Origin of the sequence: Pseudomonas sp. CIP-10, from assembly GCF_020911845.1 — a bacterium.
Classification (GTDB): Bacteria; Pseudomonadota; Gammaproteobacteria; order Pseudomonadales; family Pseudomonadaceae; genus Aquipseudomonas; species Aquipseudomonas alloputida.
In genome coordinates, this window is the sequence record NZ_CP087160.1 from 3,701,031 (window position 1) to 3,721,900 (window position 20,870).

A 20,870-nucleotide genomic window follows, 5' to 3' on the forward strand; every position below is an offset into this window, starting at 1 on the left:
GCATGCTCACTACCCTCGCCATCGGCAACTACCGCTCGATCAACCACCTGGTGCTGCCGCTGAGCCAACTCAACCTGGTGACCGGTGCCAACGGCAGCGGCAAATCCAACCTGTACAAGGCGCTGCGCCTGCTGGCCGAAACCGCACAGGGCGGTGTGGTCGAAGCCCTCGCCCGTGAAGGCGGGCTGGATTCGACCTGGTGGGCCTGCCCAGAAACCAGCGCACGAATGCGGCGCGGCGAAGTGCCCATCCAAGGCCAGCATCCGAGCGAAGCCAGGCGCCTGCGCCTGGGCTTTGCCACCGAAGACCTCGGTTTTGCCATCACCCTCGGCCTGCCAATTCCCCTGCCGTATCCGAGCGCGTTCATGCTCGACCCTGAAATAAAGTGCGAGGCCATCTGGGGCGCTGGCGCCTATCGCCCCTCTTCCTTGCTGGTCGAGCGCAAGAATGCCCTGGTGCGGGCCCGCGAGGGCAACCGCTGGGCAGTGCTCGATCAGCATGCTGACAGCGGCGAGAGCTTTTTCAACATCGTCGGCCGGCCACGCCAGGCACCGGAAATCGGTGACCTGCGCGCGTTCATCAACAGCTGGCGGTTTTACGATCACTTCCGGATTGACCGTGATGCGCCTTGCCGTCAACCCCAACTGGGCACTCGCTCGCCGGTACTGCATCACGACGGGCGCAACCTTGCCTCAGCGTTGCAGACCATTATCGAAATTGGCGATGTGGAGGATCTGGTGGAAGCGCTGAATGACGCGTTTCCCGGCAGCCGTCTGGAGGTCAATGCGCCACCTGGCGGGCTGTTCAGTGTACGGCTGCACCAGCACGGTCTTTTGCGCCCGCTCGAGGGTGCTGAATTGTCGGACGGCACCCTGCGTTATCTTCTGCTGATGGCCGCCCTGCTCACACCACGGCCGCCATCGCTGATGGTGTTGAACGAACCGGAAACCAGTCTGCACGCGGACCTGCTCCCGGCCTTGGCGCGGCTGATCATTCGTGCATCACGCCGTAGCCAGGTTTGGGTGGTATCGCACAGTGCGCCATTAATCTACGCGCTGGCAGCCTGTGACGGGTGCAATGTGCTAGAGCTGGAAAAAATACAAGGGCAAACCCAGCTGCGGGGGGTTGGGTTGCTGGATGAGCCGCTGTGGCGCTGGGCTGACTGAATTCAAGGACGGCACAAGCCCGGCATGACTAACCGGCCCCGGTAATCTCGTCCATGAACTGGGTAAGAAAGGTTTCAAGCCGGGTATGACGCTCGGCAGCAAGGCGAGCCCCTTCTTGGGTCTTAAAGCCCGAGGCGAGCTTGAGCAGTTTGGTCTGGAAGTGCTCGATGGCATACGCCCCGTCCTGGTACGCCCTCTGCTGCGCGAAAGGATCCTCGACGTCATAGAGCGCCGACCCCATTCGCCCGGCGACGTAAAAACACCGGGCAATACCCACCGCGCCTATGGCGTCAAGCCGGTCACTGTCCTGAAGGATGCAGGCCTCACGTGTCAGCGGTTCGAACCCCGCCGAGTAACTGTGTGTTTTGATCGCATGCACTACCTGCTCAACACGCCCACTCGGCCAGCCCATCTCAGCAAGGACTGATGCAGCCTTGTTCGCCGACAACGTCGAGGCCTGCCCACGTAACGGCGAATGCTTTTCCACCGCCACACAGTCGTGCAGCACCGTCGCCGCAAGCAAGATTTCAAGGTCGCCACCCTCTACCCACTGAATCCGGTGCGCATTGACCCACACGCGCTGAATATGGGCCAAGTCGTGGGAGCCATCACGCTGGTCGGACGGCAGATACTTCAGCAAGTCAGTGGCAAGGCACTGATAAGGGGCAAACGCTTGGCGGGTCATCTTCGGTAGGTTCCATTTCCGGTGAATGCGCGGGTTCACGGGCGCCGCCCGACACTGCCTGGGCAAGTACCGAGAGCCGGCATGTCGGTTTCAAAGCCTGTACAGCACTGGCAGGAGCAGCCTTGTGCTGCGATGAGGATGTTACTGCCAAAGTAGATCCTCAGCCCTATCTGCACCTTGCTACTAAGTATTTCCGTCAACAACACGTTTGTTACTGGGAGCACTTGTATTCGATCAGCAAGGAGTCAATGGATGTCCGCTCGCTTTTCCTCCCCCGCCACCCGTATTCGCCAAACCGCGCTAGCGGTCAGCTTCGCGGGCTCGCTGCTGGGCACTGCACATGCCTGGGCCGAGCCTGTGGGTTACAGCATCCCGGCAGGGTCATTGGCTCACGCACTCGACCAGTTTGCCGACGCCAGCGGGGCAGTCATCAGTTTCAGCCATGAAGCAGTCGCAGGCTTGCACAGCAAAGGGCTGAACGGCAATTACGCGCTGCATCAGGCGTTGGCAGAACTGCTGCAAGGCAGTGGCTTGCAGGTGCAGGCAGCGGGCGACAAGCACTTCATGCTGGTCAGTGCTGAACAGGATGGCGCCATGGAGCTTGCGGCAACCACCGTCTCCAGCATGGCCCTGGGTGCCACCACCGAAGGCACCGGCAGCTACACCACCGGCTCGGTCAATACCGCAACCGGGCTGCGGCTGTCTGCACGCGAGACACCCCAATCGGTCAGCGTGGTCACCCGCCAGCAGATTGAAGACCAGAACCTGAACGATGTTGCCCAAGTGCTTGAACAGACACCAGGCGTGGTCGTTGACAGCATGGGGCCCGCCGGAAGCGACGCCAACCATATCTACGTGCGCGGCTTCGAGGTCGGCAGCATCCAGGTGGACGGCATCAACCGCCCCGATACCTTTGGCTTCAGGGACGACCTCTCCGACATGGTGTCGTATGACCGGGTAGAGGTAGTGCGCGGTGCCACGGGCCTGATGTCCGGCACTGGCGACCCGGGCGCCACCGTCAACCTGATCCGCAAGAAGCCGACCCTGGAAACACAACGCAAGCTGACCTTGAAAGCGGGCTCGTGGGACAACTACCGCACCGAGCTGGACGTTTCTGGCAAATTGACGCAAAGCGGCAATGTCCGCGGGCGCTTTGTCGCCTCCAATACCGACAGCCAGAGCTACGTCGACCGCCAATCGCTGGAGCGGCAGGTGGCCTATGGGGTGCTGGAGTGGGACATCACCGACAGCACGATGCTGACAGCAGGTGCGGAATATCAGGAGATGGACAACGACGGGGCAGGCAACCACGGCTTCCCGATGTTCAATTCAGATGGCAGTCACTTCAGCCCCTCCCGCGCGTTCAATTCGGCTTCGGACTGGAGCTATCACAAGCGTCGCACCAAGACGGTATTCACTACGCTGGAGCATCAACTGGACAACGGCTGGCAATTGAAACTGAATGCCGAACACAGCCGTCGCAGCTATGACGACGCCTTTGCCACCGCGGCCAGCGGCACCGTCAAGCCCGATGGCAGTGGCATCAGCACCTGGACGGGGCGTTGGGCCGGCGAGCCCCGGCAGACCTCGTTCGACCTGTCGGCGTCGGGCCCGTTCGCGCTGTTGTCCCGCGAGCACCAGGCCTACGTCGGGGCCAGTCACTACCGCGCCTACTACCGCAACGACGGTTACCCACTGTGGACGATCCAGACCATCGACAACATTTACACCTGGGACGGTTCGCTGGCGATACCAGACGCCATCCATGCCAAGTCCTCGGAAGACGCGCTGGATGAAACCCAGGACGGCCTGGTGGCTTCGGTACGCTGGAGCCTGGCCGATGACCTGTCGCTGATTACCGGGGCGCGGCTGATCGACTGGAAACGCGACGAAACCTCTACCACCCTGTCGTCCGGCGCGACAAGCCGCACCTCGCGTAGCGAAACCGGGGTCGTCACGCCCTACCTTGGCCTGGTGTATGACCTCAACGAGCACTGGTCGGCCTATGCCAGTTACACCACCATTTTCAAACCGCAGAGCAACAAGGATATCAACGGGACCTACCTGGACCCGCTGGAAGGTGTTAACTACGAGCTCGGTCTGAAGAGTGAGTTCTGGGACCAGCGCCTGACCGCGGCTTTCAGCGTTTTCGAGGTGCACCAGGACAACCTGGCGGTAGCCGACGGAAGCAACCTGGCGCCAGACGGCAACCAGGCCTACCGTGCCGAATCGGGTACCAAGACACGTGGTTTCGAGATGGAAATGGCGGGCGAGATTTTGCCTGATTGGCAGGTCTCGGCCAGCTACACCTATGCGGTGAGCAAGGATTCGGATGGCGACCGCCTGAACACTGAAATACCGCGAGACACCTTGAAACTGTTCACCAGCTACCGCCTGCCGACCCTGCCACAGTTGAAGGTCGGGGGTGGTGTGCGCTGGCAGGGTACCGAATATTACAAGAGCGCCGGGCCCAACAACGAAACGTTCACCCAGGACCCCTACAGCGTGGTCGACCTGATGGCTCAATATGCCTTCACGCCGCAGACCAGCGTTTCACTGAACCTCAACAACGTGTTGGACAAAACCTACTACACAGCGATTGGCGCGCGCGGCTGGTATGGCAGCCCACGCAGCGCCACGGCCACGTTGGTGTACGCGTTCTGACCCGCCAAGGCGACGCCTGATGGCCCCTGAGTTCGCAGATCAGAACACCGACCATCCGATCCGCGAACTGAGCAGCTCAAGCGCCGCCATCCCGGCCAGGGAGTTGCCCGCAGCGTTCAACTCTGGCGACCACACGCATACGGTAAATTGACCCGGCACGATCGCCACGATCCCGCCACCCACACCACTCTTGCCAGGCAAACCCACCCTGAAGGCGAAATTCCCCGCCTCGTCATACAGCCCGCTGGTGGCCATGATCGAGTTCACTTGTTGGGTCTGGCGCCGCGTCAGGATCTGCTCACCGCTGTGCTTGCAGAACCCATCATTGGCCAGGAAGCAGAATGCCCGCGCCAGGTCCAGGCAGTCCATTTGCAGTGCGCAGTAACTGAAGTAACTGCGCAGCACCGTCTCGACCTCGTTATGGAAGTTGCCAAATGACTGCATCAGGTACGCCATGGCAGCGTTGCGCGCGCGAAACTGATATTCCGAATCAGCGACCCGGGTATTGATCGAGATGTGGGGGTTGCCTGAAAGCCGTCGGACAAAATCGCGCATCGACAACGTGGGGGCAGCGAAGCGCGACTGATTGATATCGCAGATCACCAATGCCCCTGCATTGATGAACGGGTTACGCGGCCGCCCGCGCTCGAACTCCAGCTGCACCAGCGAGTTGAACGGCTGACCCGAAGGCTCATGCCCCAACCGCTCCCAAATGGCTTCCCCCGAATGGCCAATGGCCTGAACCAGGCTGAACACCTTGGAAATGCTCTGCACCGAGAATGGCACCCGCGCGTCGCCTGCGCAGTGATAACTGCCATCGTTGCCATAGACAGCGATGCCCAGCTGGTTCGCCGGCACGTCCGCCAGCGCAGGAATGTAGTCAGCGACTTTGCCCTTGCCGATCAAGGGACGTACTTCTTCGAGAATCTCGTTCAACAGCGTTTGCATGGAAGGCCCTGTATCAATCCCCAGACGACGGCGAGGGGCAGTCTTCTTGACGAAGACTGAGCGGGAGAGATCACACATTCAGAAACAAATCACCGTCAGCGTCTTCATCACCAGGAAGCCTGACGACGCCAGCAGCGCATCAGGTCTTTTACAGGGCAACAGCTTGCTGCCGAGCGGCACAGCTTGACGCGACATTAGCGCCACGAAGTCTGCGATAAAAAAATTGGATATCTCATTAAAGAAATCCCGCAGGCGCTGCCCTGGACCATGGGATTACAGTCCGCCCCACGCCGTCGTCCGGCGGGGTGGTTGCTGCTGGGCCATTACGCGTTCGAAGCCTTACCGGAACCCGGCGCAATTCACACCAATACAAGAACAAAGGTGACCACGCATGCTTAAGCCTCCTGTCGATGCCCCTATCGATGTCAAAGACTGGATCGATAACCGCCCCATTGCTGCCTACCAGTGGCTGATTCTGTCGCTGTGCTTCCTGATCGTGCTGTTCGATGGCTTCGATGTCGCCGTCATGGGTTTCATCGCGCCTTCGCTGATGCAGGACTGGGGCCTGTCGCGCGCCGCCTTTGGCCCGGTGATGAGTGCCGGCATGGTCGGCCTTGCCATCGGCGCACTGACCGCCGGCCCGTATGCCGACCGGTTGGGCCGCAAGAAAGTGCTGCTGATCGCGGTCAGCGGTTTCAGCCTGCTGAGCCTGGCCTGCGCCTTCGCCCGCAACCCCTATGAACTGGCTGTGTTACGGCTGCTGACCGGCATTGCCCTGGGTGCGGCCATGCCCAACTGCACCACCCTGCTCGCCGAATACCTGCCTACCCGCAACCGCTCGTTGATGATCACCATCATGTTCACCGGCTTCAACATGGGCTCGGGCCTGGGCGGCTTTCTGTCCGCCTGGCTGATCCCTCATCACGGCTGGAAGTCGGTACTGCTGGCCGGCGGCCTGCTGCCATTGGCTTTGCTGCCCCTGCTGTGGTGGCTGCTGCCAGAGTCCGCCCGCTTCCTGGCTGCACGCCAGGCACCGGCCAGCCAGATTGCGGCAGCCTTGGCCAAGCTCGGCGGCCGCTTCGCTGCCAGCACCCGCTTCATCGTCAGTGAGCCAACCACGCAGCACAAGGCACCGGCCCGGCAGCTGTTCAGCGAGCGCTACCGGTTGGGCACCCTGGCCCTGTGGCTGACCTATTTCATGGGCCTGCTGGTGATCTACCTGACCATGGGCTGGTTGCCGACGCTGCTGCGTGATGGCGGGCTGTCCATCGAGCGCGCCGCCACCATCACGGGCCTGTTCCAGATCGGCGGCGCAGTGGGCGCAATCGTGGTCGGCTGGATCATGGACCGACGCAACCCCAACCGAGTCATCGCCATCGCCTACGCCCTCGGCGGCCTGTGCATCGTCTCACTGGGCGCCCTGAGCCTGGAGTCGAGCCTGCTGGTGGTGGGCGTGGCGGCTGCCGGGTTCTGCATGAGCGGCGCGCAGACCGGCCTGAACGCCTTCGCCCCTGGCTACTACCCGACCGAGTTCCGCGCCACAGGTGTAAGCTGGATGCTCGGTATCGGGCGCTTCGGGGCCATTTTCGGCTCCCTCATCGGTGGTGCCGTGCTCAGCCTGGGGCTGGGCCTGCCGCTGCTGTTCACCCTCCTCGGCCTGCCGGCATTCGCCGCCGCCCTGGCGATCCTGGCCAACGGCCACGCCCGGCTGCGCGCGACCCCCGCAGTAACCGCGCCGTAACCTGTAACAGAGGACTTTCGCATGGCTCGTATCATTGGTGGCCTGGCCGTCTCCCACACCCCAACCATCGGCTTCGCAGTCGACCACGACAAACAGGAAGAAGCCGCCTGGGCGCCGATCTTCGAAAGCTTCGAGCCGATCCGCACGTGGCTGCAGCAGCGCCAGCCGGACGTACTCTTCTATATCTTCAACGACCACATCACCTCGTTCTTCTTTGACCATTACAGCGCCTTCACCCTGGGCGTAGACGAGCAGTATGGCGTGGCCGATGAAGGGGGCAATCCGCGGGACCTGCCGCCAGTGGGCGGCCACGCAGCGCTGTCGCGGCACATCGGCCAGAGCCTGATGGCCGATGAGTTCGACATGAGCTTTTTCCGCGACAAGCCGCTGGACCACGGCTTCTTCTCGCCCATGTCGGCGCTGCTGCCCTGCGATGAAAGCTGGCCCGTACAGATCGTGCCGCTGCAGGTCGGCGTACTGCAGCTGCCGATCCCCACGGCCCGGCGCTGCTACAAACTGGGCCAGGCATTGCGCCGCGCCATCGAGAGCTACCCCGAAGACCTCAAGGTGGCGATCGTCGCCACCGGCGGGGTGTCACACCAGGTGCATGGCGAGCGTTGCGGCTTCAACAACCCGGAATGGGACGCGCAGTTCCTTGACCTGCTGGTGAACGACCCGCAGCGCCTTACCGAGATGACACTGGCCGAGTACGCCACGCTCGGCGGCATGGAAGGCGCCGAGGTGATCACCTGGCTGATCATGCGTGGCGCATTGTCTGCCAACGTTGAGCGCAAGCACCAAAGCTACTACCTGCCGTCGATGACCGGCATTGCCACCCTGCTGCTGGAAAACCGCGACCAGGCACTGCCGGCACCGGTCAACGAACGCCACCGCCAGCACATGCAGCATCAGCTGGCAGGGGCTGAGCAGCTTGAGGGCACCTATCCCTACACCCTGGAGCGCAGTGCCAAGGGCTACCGCCTGAACAAGTTCTTGCATCGCATGATCGAGCCGCAGTGGCGCCAGCGCTTCCTGAGCGAACCCGAAGCGCTGTACCGCGAGGCAGGCCTGAGCGAAGAGGAAAGCGACCTGCTGCGCCGCCGCGACTGGCGTGGGCTGATCCACTACGGGGTGATCTTCTTCGTACTGGAGAAGCTGGGCGCCGTACTGGGTGTGTCCAACCTGGACATTTACGCCGCCATGCGCGGGCAGAGCATCGAAGACTTCATGAAGACCCGTAACCAGCAGGTTCGCTACTCGGTGGCCGGCAAAGCACCCAACTGACCGATGCAACCCGCTTGATCGTGTGACGGCGCGTCCCGCGCCGCCACCCCCACCGCTCCCTGATTCAACCTGCCCAGCGCCGATGCGCCGCTGGCAGGCAGCGCTTTGCCCATCCCTGGAGAATAAAAATAATGAAATGCCGCACCCTGTACCCGCTCGTCCCCACATTCGCACTGGCAGCCAGCCTGCCACTGCAAGCCCTGGCCGAAGGCTTCGTCGACGATGCCAAGGCAAGCCTGACGTTGCGTAACTTCTACATGAACCGCGACTACACGGGCACGGCAAGCCAAGGCAAAGCCGAGGAATGGACGCAAAGTTTCATCCTCGACTTCAAGTCCGGCTTCACCCCCGGCGTGGTCGGTTTCGGCGTTGACGTGCTGGGCCTTTACAGCATCAAACTTGATGGCGGCAAGGGCACCGCCGGCACGCAGTTGCTGCCTGTTCATGACGACGGGCGCCCGGCGGACGACTTTGGCCGCACGGCGCTGGCGGGCAAGATGCGGGTGTCCAAGACGGAACTCAAAGTCGGCGAGTGGTCACCTACCCTGCCCATCCTGCGCGCCGATGACGGCCGCTCGCTGCCACAAACCTTGCAGGGCGCGCAGGTCACCTCCAACGAGCTGGCCGGCCTGAGCCTGTATGGCGGCCAGTTCCGCCAGAACAGCCCGCGCAACGACGCCAGCATGCAGGACATGAGCCTGTTCACGCGCACAGCCTTCACCTCGGACCGCTTCAACTTCGCCGGCGGTGAATACCGCTTCAACCAGGAGCGCACCCTGGTCGGCGCCTGGTATGCCCAGCTGGAAGACATCTACCAGCAGCGCTACTTCCAGGTGCAGCATCAACAGCCGCTGGGCAACTGGGTACTGGGCGCCAACCTGGGCTATTTCTGGGGCAAGGATGACGGTGGCGCCAAGGCAGGCGAACTGGACAACCGCACCGCTTCGGGCCTGTTCTCGGCGAAGCTGGGTGGCAACACGTTCTACGTCGGCTTGCAGAAGGTCATGGGCGATGATGAATGGTTCCGGGTCAACGGCACCAGCGGCGGCACGCTGGCCAACGACGCCTTCGGCTCCAGCTACGAAAGCGCCCGCGAGCGCTCCTGGCAGGTGCGCCACGACTTCAACTTCGTGGTGCTTGGCATACCCGGCCTGACCCTGATGAACCGCTATATCCACGGCGACAACGTGCACAACGCCAGCACCCAGGACGGCACTGAGTGGGGCCGCGAAAGCGAGCTGGCCTATGTGATCCAGTCTGGGCCGTTGAAGGCCCTGAACCTCAAGTGGCGCAACTCCAGCCAGCGCCGGGACTGGGGCAGCACCAACAGTTTCGATGAGAACAGGCTGATCGTCAGCTACCCGCTGAGCCTGCTTTGAGGCCCCTCCCGAGCTTATGCCTGCTCGGTGATAACCTGGCGGATACAGGCCATCAGCGCGACTGCCGCCGGTGACTGCAGGCAGCCACTGCGCTGCATGAGGCCGATGGCGCGGGCAGTGCCGGGCAGTGCCAGCGGCAGGCGTTGCAGTTCGCCGCTGGCAATCTCGTAAGCCAACTGGTGCGCAGACACCGCCGCCAGCATGTCCGAACGCACCAGCAGGCCACGGATAACCGCCAGATCAGCGCTTTCCACCACCGGCCACGGCGCTGTCAGGCCCGCGGCGGCGAAGCAGTTGTCGAGCAGCTGGCGGGCCGGCGAACCGGCCCGCGGCAACACCCAGCGCGCGTGGTGCACGTCCTTGAGCGTCAGGTGTGTGTGCAACAGCGGGTGCCCTCGACGGGCCAGCACCACCATTTCCTCGTTGATGAGCGGCTCGCCCACCAGATCGCTGGCATAGTCGTGAGGCCGCAAGGCGCCCAAGACGAAATCCACATCCCCTACCCGCAGCTCGGTTGCCAGCAGGTCGAACGGGCTTTCGTTGGTCACCACCCGAACCTGTGGGTGCTGGGCCGTGAAGCGTAAAATGGCATCCGGCAGAATGCGCGAGCGGCCCAACGGCAACGCGCCGACATGCACCACCCCGCGCAGGGTGCCTTGCATCGCGCTCAGGTCACTGTCCAGCAGGCGCAACTCGTTCAGCGCCCGGCGGATGGGGAACAGAATGTCCCGGCTGGCCACAGTGGGCTGCAGGCCGCGCGACGTGCGCACGAACAAGGGCTGTCCGCACCCGCCTTCGAGCACTTTCAAGGCCGCACTGACCGCCGGCTGGCTAAGGCCGAAGTGCCGCGCCACGGTTTGCATGTGCCGTATTTCACAGAGCTTCACGAACACCTGCAGGCGCCGCGCCTGAAACAGGTAGAGGGGCTCGCCCTGCGCGGTGCCCAGCAAACTCGGCACGCCGTCCAGTTCCGCCAGCACGCGCTGTGCGCGCGGCAGCAGGCACTCGCCATAGTCGGTCAGGCGCATGCCATTGGCATGGCGCTCGAACAGGGGCACGGCAAAGCGCGCCTCCAGCTCGGCGATGGCGCGGGTGACCACGGACTGAGCACGGAACAACACTTCCGTCGCCCGCGAAACGCTGCCCAGCTCGGCTACCCGGATGAACGCGCGGACTTGCATCAGGTTGGGCAGTTCGACATCGATCATAAGGGCTCCCGGCGCTCGGCTCGTGACTGCGGCGACTATGCCTCTACCCCGCTTGCCCGGCAATAAATAAAACGCATAGCCGCTGCAAATGAACGCATTAGTGCCCTGCACAGGCCAATGACATCCTGCGCCCACCCCCACTGCAGGAGCCAACGAACCATGAATACCCCACAAAAATCCGCCCTGGTGGTCAGCGCACATTCGGCCGACTTTGTCTGGCGTGCCGGTGGCGCCATTGCGCTGCACGCTGAGCAAGGCTATGCCATGCACGTGGTCTGCCTGTCTTTCGGTGAGCGTGGTGAGTCTGCCAAGCTGTGGCGCAAGGGTGAAATGACCGAAGCCAAGGTCAAGGACGCACGCCGTGAAGAGGCCATGGCGGCGGCCGAAATCCTCGGTGCCAGCGTGGAGTTCTTCGACATCGGCGACTACCCGATGCGCGCCGACAAGGACACCCTGTTCCGCCTGGCCGATGTGTATCGCCGGGTACAACCGGAGTTCGTACTCAGCCACTCCCTCAAAGACCCTTACAACTACGACCACCCGCTGGCCATGCACCTGGCCCAGGAAGCCCGCATCATCGCGCAGGCTGAAGGCTACAAGCCGGGCGAGAAGATCGTTGGCGCACCGCCGGTGTACGCCTTTGAGCCGCACCAGCCCGAGCAGTGCGAATGGCGCCCGGACACGTTCCTGGACATTACCTCGGTGTGGGACAAAAAGTATGCCGCCATCCAGTGCATGGCCGGCCAGGAACACCTGTGGGAGTACTACACCCGTGTAGCCCTGCAGCGCGGCGTGCAAGCCAAACGTAACGTGGGCATCACCAGTGCACGCAACATCGTCTACGCCGAAGGCCTGCAGAGCGTGTTCCCACGCGTGACGGAGAACCTGGCATGAGCGGGCTGATCGGCAAGACCGGCATCGTCGTGCGTAATATCCCACGCGTTGAGCCACACATCATCGATGCCCTGGGCCGGCTGGGTGTCGCCACGGTGCATGAGGCCCAAGGTCGCAAGGGGCTGCTCAATACTGCCGTGCGCCCCCTCCAGCAAGGTGTGGCGGTGGCCGGCAGCGCGGTAACCGTGCTGGTGGCCCCAGGCGACAACTGGATGTTCCATGTTGCCGTGGAGCAGTGCCGCCCAGGCGACGTACTGGTGGTGGCGCCCAGTTCGCCGTGCAGCGATGGCTATTTCGGCGACCTGCTGGCGACCTCGCTCCAGGCCCGCGGCGTGCGCGGCCTGGTGATCGATGCGGGCGTGCGCGACAGCCAGACACTGCGCGACATGGGCTTTGCCGTGTGGTCCCGCGCGATCAATGCCCAAGGCACAGTGAAGGAAGTGCTGGGTTCGGTGAACCTGCCGCTGCTGTGTGCCGGGCAGCTCGTCAATGCCGGTGACATCGTGGTGGCCGATGACGACGGCGTAGTGGTGGTGCGCCATGGCGAAGCCAAGGCGGTACTCGAAGCCGCCACCCAGCGCGCCGACCTGGAAGAACGCAAACGCCTGCGCCTGGCGGCCGGCGAGCTTGGCCTGGACATCTACGAGATGCGCCCGCGCCTGGCGGCGAAGGGCCTGCGTTATGTCGACCACCTCACCGACCTGGAAGGCTGAACATGGGCCAGACCCGCATACCCTGCCTGCTGATGCGCGGCGGCACCTCCAAGGGCGCCTATTTTCTGCATGACAACCTGCCCGCCCCTGGCCCGCTACGTGACCGGGTGCTGCTGGCAGTGATGGGCTCGCCCGATGCCCGGCAGATTGACGGCATCGGCGGCGCCGACTCGCTCACCAGCAAAGTCGCCATCATCCGCGCTTCGCAGCGCGATGACGCCGACGTGGACTACCTGTTCGCTCAGGTGGTCGTGGACGAGGCGCGGGTGGACTATGGGCAAAACTGCGGCAACATTCTGGCCGGCGTAGGGCCGTTCGCCCTCGAGCGCGGCCTGGTGGCCGCCAGCGGCGCGAGCACACCGGTGCGCATCTTCATGGAAAACACCGGGCAGATCGCCGTCGCCCAGGTGCCGACCGCCGATGGCCAGGTGGAGTATGCCGGCGATACCCGTATTGATGGGGTGCCGGGCCGTGGGGCGGCGCTGGTGGTCACGTTTGCCGACGTGGCCGGCGCCAGCTGCGGAGCCCTGTTGCCCACCGGCAACAGCCGCGACTGTGTCGAGGGTGTGGAAGTCACCTGCATCGACAACGGCATGCCGGTGGTACTGCTGCGTGCCGAGGACCTTGGCGTGACCGGCTACGAGCCGTGCGACACGCTGGAGGCCGACAGCGCCCTGAAAACACGCCTGGAAGCCATCCGCCTGCAACTGGGCCCACGCATGAACCTGGGTGATGTCAGCCAGCGCAATGTGCCAAAAATGTGCCTGCTGTCAGCACCGCGCAACGGCGGCACGGTCAATACGCGCTCATTCATCCCTCACCGCTGCCATGCGTCCATCGGGGTGTTTGGTGCGGTGAGTGTTGCCACGGCCTGCTTGATTGAGGGGTCGGTTGCACAGGGCCTTGCCAGCGCGTCCGGCGGTGATCGTCAGCGTTTGGCGGTGGAGCATCCGAGTGGGGAATTTACGGTGGAAATCAGCCTGGAACATGGCGTGATCAAGGGGTGCGGGTTGGTGAGGACGGCGCGTTTGCTGTTTGACGGGGTTGTGTGCATCGGGCGAGATATTTGGGGTGGGCCGCAGAAGTGACTCATCAATGGTCGCTTGGGGTTTCAAAAATGAATGGACACCGCAAGTGCACTGACCAGCAAACAGAGGCTCGCTACAGCAGTCAGATGCACGCGCATCGGCAGATACCACCCCGGCATCGCTTGCGCCAGTTTGCGATCCTGCCAAAGATTGCCGACAAAACCAAAGGTCAACACCAGACACCCCAATGGCACAGGCAGCAACGTGCCAACCCAAGCGATCAGGGCCGGTACAACGCTCCACACCAGTCGCTCTTGACGCTGCTTTGCGGGCAAACCCTGCAACGTCATGGCAAACCCCCAGTGCAGGGCACCGACGAAGCTCAATATCACCGCGCCATAGCCAACCATCATCATCGAGAAAAACGCTCGATACTCAGCCCAAAAAAGGATGAGCAGCGTCAAACCAATAAACGGCAGCAGACCGCCGTAACCCAGGACAGCGAAGCGGCTTGGAGATAACGCAGTAGCATCGGTATTCATCTGGGCGCCCCTTCGCGACGGTTCAGGACCGGACGTCAACTGTGTCGTCCAATGAGGTTAAGGAATTCGTGCCGCGTAGAGGGGTCGTCGCGAAATTCACCTAACATCACGGATGTCATCATCACCGAGTTCTGCTTCTCTACACCGCGCATCATCATGCACATATGCTTGGCTTCGATCACGACCGCTACCCCTGCGGCATCCGTGACTTCCTGCACGGCATACGCAATTTGCCGCGTGAGGTTTTCCTGTATCTGTAAACGACGGGCGAACATATCCACCACGCGTGCAACCTTGGAAAGCCCTAACACGCGTCCTGTTGGCAGGTACGCGACATGCGCCTTGCCAATAAACGGCAACATGTGGTGTTCGCACAATGAGTAGAGTTCAATGTCACGCACCACAATCATTTCATCGTTTTCACTCTCGAACAGAGCACCGTTCACGACCTCGTGAAGATCCTGAGCATACCCGTTGCACAAGTACTGCATCGCTTTTGCCGCACGCTGGGGTGTGTCCAGAAGCCCTTCGCGCTGCGGGTTTTCACCAATACCGACCAGGATTTCATGGTAGTGCTCGGCTAACGAATGTGACATTTGGACTCCTCACCGCTACAGCGGTGACCGCCAGCGGGATGTGGTAGCCAGGCCAAGTGTGGCCTCAATCGACAGAACAGCCTGTAAAGAACCGAAAACAGGGGACGTAGCGGACGCCAAGCCAGTGGCGCGACCCACAGGCCCACATCGGCAGCACGCCAACTCCACAAGGTGGCGTCCAAGCCTGTAACCCAGTGCCCGCTCGCGAACCTTCCATGCAGGCACGACCTCAGTTGTTCAACCGTGAAGCCCAATGCCCCTGCATCGAAATCATCCGCACTGATGTCAACCAGGATGAGCTTTCCCCCGGTCGATTGCCTGCGCAGAAAGGCGATCTCCCGAGCGCACAACGGGCAGGCGCCGTCAAAGTACAGGGTGAAGGGCCACTCGCAATACATGTACAACCTCTCATGCTTGTACAGGTTTTTGTATAAGTTAGCTGAAACCAGGAAATTCGCAATGGGGGCTGGGAGATGTTCGCCGGAGGGTTTGTATTGCCGGTGAGATCGAGCGCCGCCAAACCTCCCATGGCGGACACCTTCCACTCAAGGCCGCATGAGCGGCTCGATCCCGATCCATTTCTTAACGGGGTGATAGCAGAGCTTCAGCGGCGGAATCTGCACCTTGCGGCCCTGCACATTCAGTACCCCCAGATGAATCGTCCACTTGGAATCTGCCTCGAACTTGTCCGTCTGAAAGATCACATAAGCCGAGCCATAGCGCTTGTTGTTGGTCATCCTGGGAATCATCCGGTGCACTTCATCGCTGTTGATGTCGTATGGCGATGGCCGGGCGGTCTTCACATTCACCAACGGAAAGTCGTAGGTCTCGTTGATGCCCAAGTACACCTCGGGCCGCGCATTCAGGCGCGAGCCGTCTTCAAAGGTGATGTAAGCCCGACGGCTGTCGTACAGCACCGGTATCGGCGGCTCGCCACGCTTGGCATCGGTCGACGGGCGTTGGCGGTCTTTGTTGTAGGCGATCATTTGCACAAAGAATTCCTGCCGCGAGTACTTCTCGCCCGGGTACTGCACGTACAGGCTTTGCTCATAGCGCTTTTCGCCCCATAGGGCGGCGTGGTCGTAGAGGTAGGTTTCCAGGTAGAGGGTGGTCTCCCCCTGCGGGCCTGGCACTTTGAACTGGAACTCGGATTCGCAAAGGTCCGCGTAGGCGGCGCGTTCGCGTTTCCAGGGGAGGCAGGCGGTCAATGAAGCGGCTGCCAGCAGCAGCATGAGAGAGAGTGTGCGTTGCAGGTTATTCATGACCGGCCCTGGTCCAGATGCGAATGGATCAGTTTCGAGGGCTGGGTCGCGCAAGTCCATACTGACCCTTTGCCATTATCGCGATACAGACAACACACCTTGCAACCGCTCTGGAAGTGACCACAACGCCGCAACCGGATTTGCTAAGATCGCGGCCTTTCCGCTGGGTGAACTGCATGTTCACCCGAGCCATCTGCAGCCTGCTGGAAGACCCGATGAACAAACTGATCCTGCCTTTCGCCATCTTCGTTAGCGTCATCATCACAGGGAAGATCGCCGAGCATTACGGCCTGGAGGGCAGCTGGAAAGTCGGCCTACTGTGCCTCGTTGCAGCTGCCGTCCAGATCGCGGTTACCCGCTTTCAGCGCAAACAGCGGCAGAAAGCCGAGCTTTAAAGGGCGCGGGGCCCCGCTAACGTCACTGGATGATGACGTTATGGGGACCTTTCTTTCACCCCATTTTCACAGTGGCTTGGGCAGGATGAAGCTATCCCTACGTGATAGTACTTAGCCCGCCTCGGCGGGCTTTCTTTTGCCCGCATGTTTCCTGTCGACGTTCTGGGGAACGGGAGTGGGTCGAAAAATCAGAAATTACCCCTTCCTTGTAGGCCATTTCCCAAAGATACTCCTCGCGCCTGATTTTCGTTGCACATGGAAATAGTCAGCCCTAGTCTCGGCCTGTCGCCACCCATTGGCGGCACGGTTTTGACAGACCGTGGTTCACTGAGAGCATGTGCAATGCCAGTTATGGCAGCTGTGCGTGGGGCACCTTCGTGTGCGCCGGGATTCTCAGTGCCCCCGGTCTGTCAACCCACAAACAGCTGCCACCCTTCCGTTTGACAGCGGTACTGCGGCAGCCCTGTAAGGCACTGAGAGGGTTTATGCTGAAAATAGTACCTGATCCACCCCACAACGTTCTTTCCTTGGAAGACACCCTGATTCAGGCTACGGACTACGCGTTATGCGCGGCGACCGTCGTGCATCAGGCAATGCTGCTGCAGCCCAAGTCCCCCGCGTCGATTTTGATGATGACCTCGATGCATGAACTGGAGACCTTGAGAGCTTTGCTCGAGTCCGCAATAGCCCAAGTGCAGATGCCCAGTGAGCCTCGGACTATGCATTGACGTGTCGCTGATGTACTGCCTGGGCCGGCCTCTTCGCGGATACCCCCTCCCAGGCACTCCCTCAGCCTTGAAGACTGCCGTGCTCCTGTAGGAGCGGGTTCACCCGCGAATAGGCCCGTACAGGCTGAAGCAATCTTGGGGAAACTGAAGAATGTCCACAGAAGAAACCAAATTCACCGTCGGCAAAACCACCTTCTACCAAGGTGAAAACCAGACCCATCCCCTCTTCCGCATCGAAGCCGGCATCCCTTGCCAAAGGGCCCGTGAACAGGCGTCCGAGCTGATGGGCTATGCACGGGACATGACTCTGGATGGATTGATGGAAGATAAACCTCAGTTGATCTGGGCTTCGCACTACCTTTGCGCGTTGGCCAAGGCACTGATGGATGATGCTGAACTGGGCATGATGCGCTGAATGACTCATCATTGACTGGGTGCCTTCAAGACCTATGCGACTCCCGGTTTTGAAGGCGACTCAGCGACCTAACCCCTGCCCCTTTCTTGCTAGACGTGATCCAAGATTCAGTTCCATCGATTGCGACATCAAAGCCGAACCCTCACGCAAAGGCTCCGGTGCGCCGACTGCATGAAATCCGCTCGCTTTGTACAAGTGCATCGCCGGGCTATCTGCAATCGTCACACCAAGACGGACACATGCCGCACCGCGATCTTCAGCCCATGTGATAGCCCTCTCAAGCAAGGCACTCCCGGCTCCGAGCCCACGTGCATCAGGCGCAACCCACATCTGGAAAATCTCGACAACGCTTGACTCAACGTCGGATGCCTTGCACCACACCAAGCCACACGCCTCATTATTCCAATGAGCGAAGAAAGCTTGAGCAGTGCTGGAGCTAGCGACCGCTGATACGCGGGCTAGCCAATCATCGTCGTCCCGGACTGATTCACGCTCGTGAGTACTCGCGAACGCCTCATGAGAGTCACGTAGGGCCCGCAGACGTAGATCCCGATAAGATCGCCAATCAGATGCTGCTACAGGGCGAACAAAGAGCATACCACCTCCATTGTGCATTGCTTCAGCGAGAGCTATTGGCGTGTTAGAAGATACTCATATTATTGGATTGAACGCTGTAGCTAGGCTACTGAGGTTCGACGACCCATCGTCCGCGTAACATGCCTTTCAGCTCATCGACACTGAGGGTCATGTCGCGCTTGCGGTGGACTACCGCATGACAGTTGGCACATAACGTTACGAGGTCTGTCTCAGGATTCACAGCCTGTTCTCCACCAAATTTCGAAATAGGTACTACGTGATGAACGTGAATGAAGCCCTTTGCATGTTCGCCGTAAGCCTGCTCGAAATCAAAACCGCATGCTTTGCAGTCAAGCCCGTGAATAGCGATGGCCTTCATCCTAAGATCTTTCCGGCGTTCGTATCGGGTTCCAAAGTAGCTTGTCTTGCTGCCTTCATTAGCCGATTCAAATGTAATCGGATCGTCTTCTGACTGCGGTAGAGCAGTATCCAACCGCGGATCTAAAAGCTTCGCGTGGCTTAAGATAGCGTCGTAATCAGACTGAGAAATGAGCCGAACCCCGTCACGCCAGTAGTTACTCGCGCGGCTGCCGGGGATAGTCTCCCTGTACGCGCCGTCGATTTTGGCGGGAACAGCGCTTTCAAATGGAATGAAATTTTCAATCAAAGCAAAAAGATCACCCTTATTACTACTGCTATCTGCGTAGACCTTGCCTATACGTGCCTTGCCAAAATAGTGCGGATTGGCACAAAGACGGACCGAGGCAAAGGCTTTATCTTTGATACGCCCTTTGTAGTAAACAACCTCGGTTCCCTGAGCGAGCAAGGCTTGGTAACGCTTGGGGAAGTGATAGACAGCGCCTGTCTGGTCTTCCCACTGTGATGTATCGTTTTCAACGATGACGACGGGCATTCCATTTTCCTCTCGACTGACGGCAGAAGCCTATCAAAAAAGAGGAATTTTCCTACAGCGCAGCGGAAAAAGGACAACATTCCGGCGTAATCACAGTCGCCCTAACCGCTCAAGCGAATTCTCTGCAGGGGTGGTTTTGCGTAGCTCAACGGTTTTCAAAACAGTGGTACAAGCGTCCAATCCATGCAGCCTCAGTGACGTAATCGTTTAAAAAAAGACGATACGGCACGGCTACAGGCCGTTTCGCTCAAACCTGTCCCCAGGGGAAATTGCGTTTCTGGTTGGCTTTATGAATGCCAATTCTTTCTTGCGCGCCTTCAAGCCTGAAGAGGGATGACACCGGGCGAGTGTCGACGGCAGCACAGCCACTAAACTTGAGGGCTGATGGCAGCTTTGGCCTCAGAAGCGCTCATCACCGATAGCCGGCAAGATCAGCTCCCGTACAAACGAAGCCCCGGACAAGCGCAACAGCGCGTCGACCATAGTGACCACATCATGCACCGGTACCTGGCGCCGCTCGCCACGTGCTGCGGCTTGCGCCAATGGCGTGTTCAGGGAGTCGTCGGTATTCAGATAACCCAGTTGAAGCACGGTCACCGCCAGGTTGTCATCCCTGAAACCTTCGCGCAGCGCATCAGCCATGCCGTTGAGGGCAAACTTTGAGGCGCCGAACGCTACCTCCGGGCGCCCACTCTGGCGAAGAGCTGAGGTCGAACCGGTGAGGATCAACTGCGGCCGGGGCGCACCAAGCAACTTGGGCACCAGGCGCTTGAGCAAAAGCAGCGTGGCCGTGATGTTCACCTCGACCAGCCTGGTGATCGATTCGTCGCTGTCGTCAAGGAAGGCATAGTGCTCGCTGAAGGCGTGTTCTTCCCAGATGCCAACGTTGTAGATCAGGACATCCAGATCGGCAGGTGCCCGATCCGCGATCTGTGCCACAGCCGCCGTTGGCTTGGCAAGGTCGGCATCGACCCACTGCAGATCGATGCCCGGGGCAAGGGCCAAGTCTGACGGCTGTTTGCGTGATACGCCGATCAGCGTGTCCCCTGGCTTGCCGAGCCCTTCGAGCAAAGCCCGGCCCAACCCTCTTCCGGCGCCTACGATCATCATCTTCATCTGTTGCTCCTTTTAACTGAAATGCTCCAAGCTTCCCTAGGCCGCTCAACTCCAGCGGACATTCAGTACGACGAAGTGCAGCAGGATCCAGACCATCAACAGCAGATGGGTCAGTTGCAACCCTTCCTGGCGGATCCAGTAGCCGAACCATATCCCGCCCAGCAGCATCGCGAACAGGAACCCGACCGTTGCGCTCAAGGCCAGGTTCAACCAGGGCCGCGCCACCTCCAGGCCGGCGCCAAGCAGCAGTTCATAGCAGCCAACCCAAGCCGCGAGAACGGCGGCTGCCTGTGTCAGCACGATGATCGACAAGGCCAAGCGATGGATGGCGTGAGAGGTCATCGCTCGCACCAGCAGAGGGAGGCTGATTCCGGGAGGTTGGGTCAGCGGCGCCATCGACATGGTCTCCCCGATCGCCCCGGCTGAGCTGGCAAAGGCCTGCAGGTTGTTGATCAGGCTGATACTCAGCCACAGGCTCAAGCCAATGCAGCAGGTGATCTGGAAAATCAGCAGTGAAGTCGGAGTGTCCATTCCGGGTCCTTTGTGAGTTCGTTTCCGAAAGCAGCGAGAGCGTCCGGACGCCACTCTAAAACCTTGACTTAACTCGAGGTCAATAC

General features: G+C 60.8%; 22 protein-coding genes. 11 read left to right on the forward strand and 11 right to left on the reverse strand.

The features are described 5' to 3' along the window. Positions 1 to 2 precede the first annotated feature (2 nt). Positions 3 to 1,166, forward strand: coding sequence for an AAA family ATPase (locus LMH93_RS16705; RefSeq protein WP_230064390.1), 1,164 nt, complete (start codon positions 3 to 5; stop codon positions 1,164 to 1,166). Between the two features lie 28 nt (positions 1,167 to 1,194). On the opposite strand, the gene LMH93_RS16710 is transcribed toward LMH93_RS16705, so the two are convergent. Beyond that, positions 1,195 to 1,851, reverse strand: coding sequence for an HD domain-containing protein (locus LMH93_RS16710; protein WP_185280210.1), 657 nt, complete (start codon positions 1,849 to 1,851; stop codon positions 1,195 to 1,197). Positions 1,852 to 2,103: 252 nt separating this feature from the next. Between LMH93_RS16710 and LMH93_RS16715 the strand changes: the two genes are divergently transcribed. Then, a complete protein-coding gene (locus tag LMH93_RS16715; RefSeq protein ID WP_185280209.1) occupies positions 2,104 to 4,515 on the forward strand; it encodes a TonB-dependent siderophore receptor in 2,412 nt (803 codons plus the stop codon). A 39-nt stretch (positions 4,516 to 4,554) separates the two neighbouring features. Here the strand turns inward: LMH93_RS16715 and glsB are convergent, their stop codons facing one another. Further along, positions 4,555 to 5,463 carry a glutaminase B gene (glsB, locus tag LMH93_RS16720; protein WP_003250725.1) on the reverse strand — a complete coding sequence of 303 codons (909 nt, stop codon included), beginning with the start codon at positions 5,461 to 5,463 and terminating at the stop codon, positions 4,555 to 4,557. Positions 5,464 to 5,854: 391 nt separating this feature from the next. Between glsB and LMH93_RS16725 the strand changes: the two genes are divergently transcribed. From LMH93_RS16725 to LMH93_RS16735, 3 genes are all read left to right on the forward strand, one after another. After that, a complete protein-coding gene (locus LMH93_RS16725; protein WP_230064391.1) occupies positions 5,855 to 7,204 on the forward strand; it encodes an MFS transporter in 1,350 nt (449 codons plus the stop codon). 21 nt (positions 7,205 to 7,225) lie between these two features. Next, the gene (locus tag LMH93_RS16730; protein WP_004575382.1) at positions 7,226 to 8,488 is read left to right on the forward strand and encodes a gallate dioxygenase; all 1,263 of its coding nucleotides are present in this window, start codon (positions 7,226 to 7,228) and stop codon (positions 8,486 to 8,488) included. 131 nt (positions 8,489 to 8,619) lie between these two features. After that, positions 8,620 to 9,867, forward strand: a complete 1,248-nt coding sequence (locus LMH93_RS16735) for an OprD family porin (RefSeq protein WP_070095711.1) — start codon at positions 8,620 to 8,622, stop codon at positions 9,865 to 9,867. 14 nt (positions 9,868 to 9,881) lie between these two features. On the opposite strand, the gene LMH93_RS16740 is transcribed toward LMH93_RS16735, so the two are convergent. Beyond that, complete coding sequence (locus tag LMH93_RS16740) at positions 9,882 to 11,075, reverse strand: LysR family transcriptional regulator (protein ID WP_230064392.1); 1,194 nt, start codon at positions 11,073 to 11,075, stop codon at positions 9,882 to 9,884. Between the two features lie 117 nt (positions 11,076 to 11,192). Here LMH93_RS16740 and galB point away from each other — a divergent pair, with 117 nt between their 5' ends. Genes galB through LMH93_RS16755 form a run of 3 tightly spaced genes read left to right on the forward strand, consistent with a single transcriptional unit; the run spans position 11,193 to position 13,770 of the window. Continuing rightward, the gene (gene galB / locus LMH93_RS16745) at positions 11,193 to 11,969 is read left to right on the forward strand and encodes a 4-oxalmesaconate hydratase (RefSeq protein WP_103518093.1); all 777 of its coding nucleotides are present in this window, start codon (positions 11,193 to 11,195) and stop codon (positions 11,967 to 11,969) included. Further along, a complete protein-coding gene (locus LMH93_RS16750) occupies positions 11,966 to 12,682 on the forward strand; it encodes a 4-carboxy-4-hydroxy-2-oxoadipate aldolase/oxaloacetate decarboxylase (protein ID WP_212627775.1) in 717 nt (238 codons plus the stop codon). Before galB ends, LMH93_RS16750 begins: the two co-directional genes overlap by 4 nt. A 2-nt stretch (positions 12,683 to 12,684) precedes the next feature. Continuing rightward, entirely contained in the window at positions 12,685 to 13,770 is a 1,086-nt protein-coding gene (locus LMH93_RS16755) for a 4-oxalomesaconate tautomerase (RefSeq protein WP_230064393.1), read from the forward strand. Positions 13,771 to 13,793: 23 nt separating this feature from the next. Here LMH93_RS16755 and LMH93_RS16760 read toward each other — a convergent pair whose 3' ends face one another. From LMH93_RS16760 to LMH93_RS16775, 4 genes are all read right to left on the reverse strand, one after another. Beyond that, complete coding sequence (locus LMH93_RS16760) at positions 13,794 to 14,252, reverse strand: DUF3429 domain-containing protein (RefSeq protein ID WP_230064394.1); 459 nt, start codon at positions 14,250 to 14,252, stop codon at positions 13,794 to 13,796. A 35-nt stretch (positions 14,253 to 14,287) separates the two neighbouring features. After that, the gene (folE, locus tag LMH93_RS16765) at positions 14,288 to 14,848 is read right to left on the reverse strand and encodes a GTP cyclohydrolase I FolE (protein ID WP_004575375.1); all 561 of its coding nucleotides are present in this window, start codon (positions 14,846 to 14,848) and stop codon (positions 14,288 to 14,290) included. After that, the gene (locus LMH93_RS16770; protein WP_102885236.1) at positions 14,833 to 15,246 is read right to left on the reverse strand and encodes a thiol-disulfide oxidoreductase DCC family protein; all 414 of its coding nucleotides are present in this window, start codon (positions 15,244 to 15,246) and stop codon (positions 14,833 to 14,835) included. Before LMH93_RS16770 ends, folE begins: the two co-directional genes overlap by 16 nt. Before the next feature lie 147 nt (positions 15,247 to 15,393). Continuing rightward, positions 15,394 to 16,110, reverse strand: coding sequence for a hypothetical protein (locus tag LMH93_RS16775; protein WP_230064395.1), 717 nt, complete (start codon positions 16,108 to 16,110; stop codon positions 15,394 to 15,396). Between the two features lie 176 nt (positions 16,111 to 16,286). On the opposite strand from LMH93_RS16775, the gene LMH93_RS16780 reads away from it, so the two are divergent. From LMH93_RS16780 to LMH93_RS16790, 3 genes are all read left to right on the forward strand, one after another. Next, positions 16,287 to 16,505, forward strand: coding sequence for a hypothetical protein (locus LMH93_RS16780; RefSeq protein WP_003250698.1), 219 nt, complete (start codon positions 16,287 to 16,289; stop codon positions 16,503 to 16,505). Positions 16,506 to 16,990: 485 nt separating this feature from the next. Continuing rightward, positions 16,991 to 17,233: a hypothetical protein gene (locus LMH93_RS16785; protein ID WP_041167026.1), complete on the forward strand. Its 243-nt coding sequence runs from the start codon at positions 16,991 to 16,993 to the stop codon at positions 17,231 to 17,233. Positions 17,234 to 17,384: 151 nt separating this feature from the next. Further along, complete coding sequence (locus tag LMH93_RS16790) at positions 17,385 to 17,648, forward strand: DUF3077 domain-containing protein (protein ID WP_230064397.1); 264 nt, start codon at positions 17,385 to 17,387, stop codon at positions 17,646 to 17,648. Positions 17,649 to 17,708: 60 nt separating this feature from the next. Here LMH93_RS16790 and LMH93_RS16795 read toward each other — a convergent pair whose 3' ends face one another. From LMH93_RS16795 to LMH93_RS16810, 4 genes are all read right to left on the reverse strand, one after another. Next, positions 17,709 to 18,263, reverse strand: a complete 555-nt coding sequence (locus tag LMH93_RS16795) for a GNAT family N-acetyltransferase (protein WP_003250692.1) — start codon at positions 18,261 to 18,263, stop codon at positions 17,709 to 17,711. Between the two features lie 67 nt (positions 18,264 to 18,330). Then, positions 18,331 to 19,137 carry an HNH endonuclease gene (locus tag LMH93_RS16800; protein WP_012052874.1) on the reverse strand — a complete coding sequence of 269 codons (807 nt, stop codon included), beginning with the start codon at positions 19,135 to 19,137 and terminating at the stop codon, positions 18,331 to 18,333. Positions 19,138 to 19,536: 399 nt separating this feature from the next. Next, a complete protein-coding gene (locus tag LMH93_RS16805) occupies positions 19,537 to 20,253 on the reverse strand; it encodes an SDR family NAD(P)-dependent oxidoreductase (RefSeq protein ID WP_070095703.1) in 717 nt (238 codons plus the stop codon). A 45-nt stretch (positions 20,254 to 20,298) separates the two neighbouring features. Next, a complete protein-coding gene (locus LMH93_RS16810) occupies positions 20,299 to 20,784 on the reverse strand; it encodes a DUF2165 domain-containing protein (protein ID WP_230064399.1) in 486 nt (161 codons plus the stop codon). Positions 20,785 to 20,870: the final 86 nt, after the last annotated feature.

Bases quoted from the DNA above. Each gene is read 5' to 3' on its own strand.
- LMH93_RS16705 (WP_230064390.1), top strand. From the start codon at position 3: ATGCTCACTACCCTCGCCATCGGCAACTACCGCTCGATCAACCACCTG.
- LMH93_RS16710 (WP_185280210.1), bottom strand. From the start codon at position 1,851: ATGACCCGCCAAGCGTTTGCCCCTTATCAGTGCCTTGCCACTGACTTG.
- LMH93_RS16715 (WP_185280209.1), top strand. From the start codon at position 2,104: ATGTCCGCTCGCTTTTCCTCCCCCGCCACCCGTATTCGCCAAACCGCG.
- glsB (WP_003250725.1), bottom strand. From the start codon at position 5,463: ATGCAAACGCTGTTGAACGAGATTCTCGAAGAAGTACGTCCCTTGATC.
- LMH93_RS16725 (WP_230064391.1), top strand. From the start codon at position 5,855: ATGCTTAAGCCTCCTGTCGATGCCCCTATCGATGTCAAAGACTGGATC.
- LMH93_RS16730 (WP_004575382.1), top strand. From the start codon at position 7,226: ATGGCTCGTATCATTGGTGGCCTGGCCGTCTCCCACACCCCAACCATC.
- LMH93_RS16735 (WP_070095711.1), top strand. From the start codon at position 8,620: ATGAAATGCCGCACCCTGTACCCGCTCGTCCCCACATTCGCACTGGCA.
- LMH93_RS16740 (WP_230064392.1), bottom strand. From the start codon at position 11,075: ATGATCGATGTCGAACTGCCCAACCTGATGCAAGTCCGCGCGTTCATC.
- galB (WP_103518093.1), top strand. From the start codon at position 11,193: ATGACATCCTGCGCCCACCCCCACTGCAGGAGCCAACGAACCATGAAT.
- LMH93_RS16750 (WP_212627775.1), top strand. From the start codon at position 11,966: ATGAGCGGGCTGATCGGCAAGACCGGCATCGTCGTGCGTAATATCCCA.
- LMH93_RS16755 (WP_230064393.1), top strand. From the start codon at position 12,685: ATGGGCCAGACCCGCATACCCTGCCTGCTGATGCGCGGCGGCACCTCC.
- LMH93_RS16760 (WP_230064394.1), bottom strand. From the start codon at position 14,252: ATGAATACCGATGCTACTGCGTTATCTCCAAGCCGCTTCGCTGTCCTG.
- folE (WP_004575375.1), bottom strand. From the start codon at position 14,848: ATGTCACATTCGTTAGCCGAGCACTACCATGAAATCCTGGTCGGTATT.
- LMH93_RS16770 (WP_102885236.1), bottom strand. From the start codon at position 15,246: ATGTATTGCGAGTGGCCCTTCACCCTGTACTTTGACGGCGCCTGCCCG.
- LMH93_RS16775 (WP_230064395.1), bottom strand. From the start codon at position 16,110: ATGAATAACCTGCAACGCACACTCTCTCTCATGCTGCTGCTGGCAGCC.
- LMH93_RS16780 (WP_003250698.1), top strand. From the start codon at position 16,287: ATGTTCACCCGAGCCATCTGCAGCCTGCTGGAAGACCCGATGAACAAA.
- LMH93_RS16785 (WP_041167026.1), top strand. From the start codon at position 16,991: ATGCTGAAAATAGTACCTGATCCACCCCACAACGTTCTTTCCTTGGAA.
- LMH93_RS16790 (WP_230064397.1), top strand. From the start codon at position 17,385: ATGTCCACAGAAGAAACCAAATTCACCGTCGGCAAAACCACCTTCTAC.
- LMH93_RS16795 (WP_003250692.1), bottom strand. From the start codon at position 18,263: ATGCACAATGGAGGTGGTATGCTCTTTGTTCGCCCTGTAGCAGCATCT.
- LMH93_RS16800 (WP_012052874.1), bottom strand. From the start codon at position 19,137: ATGCCCGTCGTCATCGTTGAAAACGATACATCACAGTGGGAAGACCAG.
- LMH93_RS16805 (WP_070095703.1), bottom strand. From the start codon at position 20,253: ATGAAGATGATGATCGTAGGCGCCGGAAGAGGGTTGGGCCGGGCTTTG.
- LMH93_RS16810 (WP_230064399.1), bottom strand. From the start codon at position 20,784: ATGGACACTCCGACTTCACTGCTGATTTTCCAGATCACCTGCTGCATT.